Raw genomic sequence first — 7236 nt, forward strand, 5'->3', positions numbered from 1 at the left:
GCATATAGCTGGTTACCCGCTACAGCATCCGTTGACGTTCTACTAATGTCTCCATTTTTAAGAGACGTTATCTTGCTACTTGTATTCTCTTCACCATGCGTCGCTACAAAGGCATTCGCGGTTTGGCTCCAGATTAAAGAATCACTCTTTTCACCAGCAATTTCTTTGCTAATCTCATTTTTAATATTCGTGATAGAATCACCAACACCGGCAAAAGCAGACGCGACACTATCATAAGTCGAATCAGTAACATCACCATCAGAATTAAATCGCTTAACCTTGAATGTAGGAGCATTCCACGTGCCATTCTCATACTTAGCATTACCACCTAAAGATTTTGCAACACTGCTACCTAGAGCATGAAGCTGATTACCCGTTACGGCATCCGTGGAACCAGCATTAATCGAACCATCTAAAAGAGATGTAAGCTTGCTATTACTTTTGCTATCTTTCTCTCCATGCGTCGCTACAAAAGCATGTGCAGTATCGCTCCAATGCAAGGAATCACTCTTTGCTTCAGCAATATCTTTGCTAAGTTCATTCTTAATATTCGTGATAGAATTATTCATATTTACGAAAGAAGTTCCTACACCAGCAAACGCTGTTGCTACATCATGATACTCTTTATCTTCTGTTTTGCCATCTTCTTTCACGCTCTTAACCGTGAATGTAGGTACACTCCAAGTTCCATCCGCATAACTAGCATTACCACCTAAAGATTTTGCAACCCCAGTGCCTAACGTATAAAGCTGGGAACCATTAACGGCATCGGTTGACGTTTTTGAGAGCTCACCAGGAGAAACATCCAAAAGACGCCGTGTCTCACCTTTACTATTCCGAATAGTTATTTGAGTTAATGGTGAGGTACCAGCAATAGTTATCATCTTTTCATCGTCCGCTCGGACTAGTTCACGAGATAAGCTTCTTATAAGAGAAAAGTTGTCTGTATTTTCATGCAGATCATCACCGTGAGATGGATTATCTTGTTTTCCCCCAATAGCATGGGGTTCCTTTATCTCAACAATCTGATGATTTAAACCTGCCAAATCACTATTAGTGCCAGAAAATGCATCCGCAACACTTTTATAACCTTCTACATTCTTATAACCTTCCGTACCTGCAAATGCAGTATCAAAAGCAGCTTTAGTCTGAAACTTAATATTAAGACTTAAGTTCTTGGGGGCATCCTCCCCCTCTACAAATGCAGAGCCACTATCTCTATACAATTTACTGCCAACTACATAGGCTGGCGGTATACCTTTAAGCGCATTTGTACCACCACTAAAGTCTTTTGATATGTTATTTAAAATCTGAGTAGCAGCAGCAACAGGAGAAACATTTGATAAAAATATAATCACTGAAGCCAATGAAAGCGCTTTAATAAAAAGCCGTCGATAAAACGAGCAAGAATCTTTACAATCATTCACCACTAGCGCTTTTGGTGTGGTATATAATTTTTTCATAACAAATTCTCCAAATAGGAAAGACATATTTAGAACATTAAAAAGTCATATTTCAGTGTTAGAAGTGATTAACGACGTGATTTTTTTTGTTCTTTATAAAGTTTGAGTTTGCCGCAGAGGCGAACAGAAGTAATTAGAAGTCTAGCAAGGTTGCAATCAATCTTGATAAACGATGTGGTTAATGGGTTTTTTATTTTTTCCGCCTTTAAGAAGGGTGCTTTTTTTGCAACAAAACTCCTGGATGAGGGTGAAAAACAGGTATGAAGAAGACATACTTGCACCCTATTGTTAGGTCTGCGGTTTATAATTTTAAAAGTAAAAGAGTTCATTTTATATGATTAAGAAGCTGTAAGGTATTATTAGGGGAAAAGTTTAAGTTGTTGGCTGAATGATTTAGAGTACTTGTTGTGAAATCATTACGCTTTTATCGCGGGGATAAGCGGCATACTCTTAAGCTTTAGAGTAAAATGAGGATGATTGTGTGTGTTGTTCATAATCAACTGCCCCCCCTTGCGAGCATTTTTCTGTTTTTGCCAAAATGAGTCTTACTAAAGAATATTTTGTGATGTTATAGACTATTGAGTGAAATAGCAAGAAGAAAATGAATTTAATTATTTTTACAGAATGAGTCTTTCCGATTTATATAACCGTGAAATATCCTTATAACTTTAAAACTCATAGATTCCATGCACTATAGACTTGTCTAGAGATTCTGTTTCATAGTTTTATTTAAGTGTCCCATTTTGATCAAAATGAGTCTTACTAATAATTGCTGCTGTTGCGTGCCTCATGATTGCTACTGCTATGTACAGAGCAAATAAATAAAATAATAAAATAGGATTTTTAAATTTTTAAACGTATCCCCCAATGGATATTTTCTATCAATGAAATTATAGAACGTACAGTTTTAAAATACTGCGCAATTACGCACTGAGAGTACTACTCTGTATTTGTAAAATTTTTGTTAAAGTGCTTTACTTCTTACTAAAATCAATCTCACTAAGATTATTACTATAGAATACATTGGTATAAGACTTTAATTATTATAAGACTTTATAAATATACTACTCTATGGCCTTCTCTGCAAAATATTACTTCTCTATAATATAAAATTTCGCCCCTGTCTAAGAAGACAAGGGCGAAGCTTCGCTTAAATTGTAGTTTTTCATATTCTCTGGTGTTATTTTAATTTCAGAGTTATTCCACCACCTACACCCCACTGACCGCCAGCACTGGTTGCTGATAGATTAGAACGAATCTTGCCATCTTCAGATGTATAACCTGCACCAATCGCAAAGGCAGATTGTCCACGCCAAAAACCGCCACCAAATGAAACACTCACAGATCCTGGGTCATCGAAGTAACGTAAGTTAGAGACTGCCAAACCAATCGCTGCTGCTTGCCTTGCCTCTTTGCGCACATTCGTAATATCATAACTTAGTGCGTCAAACTTCATATCGGTATAGGATTTTGCCTCGTTAACACCATTATTGACTTGATCGTCCGTATACTTTTTCGCACTTTCAAGAGTAATCTTCATCTGCTCCGCGGTATGATCGTATAACTGACCACCATTCACTGCGTCCTTAGAGCCATGTTCAATTTTTCCATCTTTAACATTAGTAATCAAAACAGGCTCACTGTCATCGACACCTTTTAGAGTGATGCTACTGATTTTCTTTCCGCTATCATCGGTATCATAGCTAACCGCAACATTCACCTTGTTTTCAACTTCTGTTACCCTGTCTGTAACGCTGTCTACCTTTTTTTCAACGCCTGTTACCCTGTTACTCATCTGTGAAAACTGATTGTCAGTCACCTCATAAGTTGACTTTTCTAAAATTTCACTAGGAGCAACAGTTACCGTGGTTGAATTATCCGCCTCATCTATGGCGCTTTCTTCCTCATCTATGGCAAGAGGTAAGCTTCTTAGAAAACGTGCGCTTCTCATAAAAGGAAAGCCTTTTGAAATAACATCCGAAGGATCACCATTTTGTGGTTTACCCTCTGTTTCACCAATACCAAGGCCATTCTTCATATCAACAACCTGATGATTTAAACCTGCCAAAGCACTATTAACGCCAGCAAATGCATCCGCGACATTAGTATACTCTTTATCAATCTCATTCCCGTCCTTATCAAAGGCTTTAACTGTGAAAGTCGGAGCACTCCAATTTCCACCTTTATATCCAGAACCACCACCGAAATAAGTAGCAATCTGGTTGTTTATCGAATAGAGCTGAGAACCAGTTATAGCATCAGTCGACGTTTCTGAAATCTCACCAGCAGCAATATCAAAAAGACGCCGGCTTTCACCTTCACTACTCATAAAACTTACTTGTTTTAATGGTGATTTAGGAGCAACAGTTATCGTAGTTGGAACCTTCACATTACCTAAAGCACTAGGTAAGCTTCTCATAAAAGGAAAGCCTTCTGAAATAATATCATTCAAATCACCGTCTTGATGGGGGCGTTCCTTTTCTTCAATACCAGGCTTATTCTTTATCTTAACAATCTCCTCATTCAAACTTGTGAAAGCACTATTAACGCCAGAAAACGCATCTGCAACATTAGTATAGTTTTTCTCAGTTGCATTACCATCCTTATCAAAGGCTTTAACTGTAAATGTAGGAGGTGACCATTTTCCATCTTTATAGCCAGCATCACCGCCAAAATAACTTGCAAATGCCTGAGCCATCAAATAAATTTGACCACCATTTACTGCTTCGGTCGATGTTGCCGTAAATGCACCCCCTTTAACACCAGAGATAACTCGTGGAAAATTAATACCGTTTGCAATATCTATTCTATCACCACCCTTGTCTCCACCAATCGTAATAAGCCCAGCGCTATTTTGCTTAACAAAACTATCACCTGTCACACTTTCGATCTTTTGATTAAGATTCGTAAAAGAACTACTTACACCAGAAAGCGCATCCCCAACATTCTTATAGTTCTTTTCAGTCCCACTACCATTTTTATCAAAAACCTTAACTGTAAAAGTAGGAGCATTCCAGTTTCCATCTTTATCATATCCAGCATTATCACTAAAATAGCTAGCAACTACATTGCTCATGGCATAAAATTGAGAGCCATTTATCGCATCAGTCGATGTTGCTGTAATCGAACCAGCCTTAACACCCGCAAGAGTCCGTGCCACATTATCAACATTTGCTATATTTACCTGGACCCCTCTTACTTTTCCACCAATGGTAATAAGTCCGGCATCATCTTGCTTAACAAGATCATCACCTGTCCCATTAATGACTATATTCTCAATCTTTTTATCAAGATTTGTGAAAGAACCACTTACGCCAGTAAAGGCATCCGCAACATTAGTATACTTCTTTTCAGCTCCATTACCATCCTTATCAAAGACCTTAACTGTAAAAGTAGGAGCACTCCAGTTTCCATCTTTATAGCCAGCACCACCGCCAAAATAGCCTGCGACTACATTGCTCATGGAATAAAGTTGAGAACCATTTATCGCATCAGTGGACGCTGCTGTAATCGAACCAGCCTTAACACCCGAAAGAGTCCGAACTGCATTATCAACGTTTGCAATGCTTACCTTAGTTCCACTTACTTCTCCACCAATGCTAATAAGTCCTGTATCATCTTGCTTAACAAGACTATTACTTGCTACCTTAATATTTTCAATCTTTGCATCAAGATTCGTGAAAGAACTACTTACGCCAGTAAAGGCATCCGCAACATTCTTATAATCCTTTTCAGCTCCATTACCATTTTTATCAAAGACCTTAACTGTAAAAGTAGGAGCTATCCAGTTTCCTTTTCTATCGTATCCAGCACCACCGCCAAAAGAGATCGCAGTACTGATGCCTTGGGAAAAAAGCTGAGAACCATTGACTGCATCATACGAGATTGGCGAAACCCAACCATCAGCAACACCAGTAAGAGTCCTCAATCCATGAGAGCTATTTGCGATAGTTATTCTATTACCACCTACGTCCGCACCAATTGTAATAAGTCCTGATGCATCTTGCTTAACAAGCTTATCATACCTGGTTTCAGCGACATAATTCTCCAAACCATACAGCGCAGAACCAACATCTCTATATATTTTACCGTTAATTATATAGGTTGGCGCAATACTTTTACGTATATTTGTACCTCCGCCAAAATACTGTGCTACATTACCCCAAAGATCACAAGCAAAAACAGGAGAAGCATTTGATAAAAAGACAGCTACTGACACTAATGAAAGCGTTTTAATAAAAGGTAATCGATAAGACGAGCAAGAATTTTTTAAATTACTCACTGCTAGCGTGTGTGGTGTGGTATATATTTTTTTCATAATAAATCCTCTAAGTAAAAAAAGATATTTAAAACATCAAAAAGACATATTCCGGTGCTACTAAGCTCCAGAGATTGTTTTTTCTTGTTTTATAAAAGATTAGGGTTGTCATAATGCGGAAGAGGACTATCTAAGATATCAATGAGATAGAAGTCGACGTTGATCGATAGTCCAATTAATGTGGTTTTTATTTATCCCCCTTTAAGGAGGGGTGTTTTTCTTCAGCAGAGCCTTTAAATTTAAAGGTGAAGAAAGGTGAAAAAAGTGTAGAAAAAACATATTTGTGTACTATTATTAGGGGTTGTGTGTTTAAGAGGCAATAAAATGTTTATTGCGGAAGGGAGTTAAGCTGTTTGTTGAGTAATTTAGAGCGTTTTTTGTAGGGTTATTGTGCTTTTGTCGTGAAAATAAGCGAGATATCCCTGAGTTTTATATTTGTATCTCTTAAAGCTCTTTGAGATTAGATGATTGTGATTTTGTAATTTTGCCATAACTTACCGCACCCCGCTTTGCGAGAAGATTTCTAGTTTCTTTTAATTAATTTTTCGCACTCTATACAGATTATTAAAAAATAGCAAGGAAAAAATGAGACTTTTTATTTCTTTAAAAATACCCCTAGTGGATATTCTATTATAAAATTATAAACTGTATAGTTTTCAAATATTGTGCGGTTACACGTAGTCTGTTAATTTATATGAAAACATCCCTCTGGCATTTGTAGTTTTTTGTTAAAATGCTTCACTGTAACTAAAATTAGTCCCACTAAGATTATTATTACAGAATACAATTAAAAACTTTACAAGTATACTACTCTATGAATTTCTGTGTAAAATATCACTTCTTATAAAATTTTCACCCTTGTCTGATGAGACAAGAAGGCAAAACTTTCTTAAAAATAAATATCGATTACTCAAATAATTCCTTTTGGAGGTGATAAATGATTTTTTGATATAAAATTTCACAATAAAAAATATATTTTTACTCGAAATACGCCCTTATCTTCTATTGCTATTCATTTATGATGAAAATAACTTTCCTTCTCTTTAAATGGCACATGTAACGCATTTGATAAGAGAAGGGAAATTTATTTCGAATTTTCTATTGTTAATTCAGTGTTACCCTAAATCCAGCACCTACACCCCAATGTCCCCCAGCACTCGTTGCAGATACGTTAGAGCGAAATCTTCCATTTTCAGACATATAACCAGCTCCAATAGCAAGTGCAGATTGACTGCGCCATACACCCGTACCAAGTGAAAAACTTAATTTTCCCGGTGTATCGTCATAGCTTAAATTAGATACTGCTAGACCAATAGCAGCAGCTTGTCTTGCTTCTTTCCGAACATCCTGAATAGCATAATTCAATGTCTCAAACTTTATATCCGTATAGGATTTCGACTCGTTAACAGCATCATTGACAAGACCACTAACTTTCTCATCCGTATACTTATTGGC

Annotated in this window: 1 protein-coding gene and 3 pseudogenes; all 4 read right to left on the reverse strand. The window is 37.0% G+C overall.

Annotated features, from left to right (window positions below):
- Nucleotides 1-1463, reverse strand: a pseudogene (locus ACFIMP_RS09285) (hypothetical protein); the annotation flags it as partial.
- A gap of 1180 nt (nucleotides 1464-2643) precedes the next feature.
- A pseudogene (locus ACFIMP_RS10035) lies at nucleotides 2644-3225 on the reverse strand (YadA-like family protein); the annotation flags it as partial.
- Between the two features lie 438 nt (nucleotides 3226-3663).
- Nucleotides 3664-5781: pseudogene (locus ACFIMP_RS09290) on the reverse strand (hypothetical protein); the annotation flags it as partial.
- 1104 nt (nucleotides 5782-6885) lie between these two features.
- The coding region (locus tag ACFIMP_RS09295; protein WP_375686302.1) for a YadA-like family protein at nucleotides 6886-7236 on the reverse strand (351 nt) is incomplete at its 5' end.

The sequence above is a fragment of the Bartonella sp. AP65SXKL genome, assembly GCF_042195725.1.
GTDB lineage: Bacteria > Pseudomonadota > Alphaproteobacteria > Rhizobiales > Rhizobiaceae > Bartonella.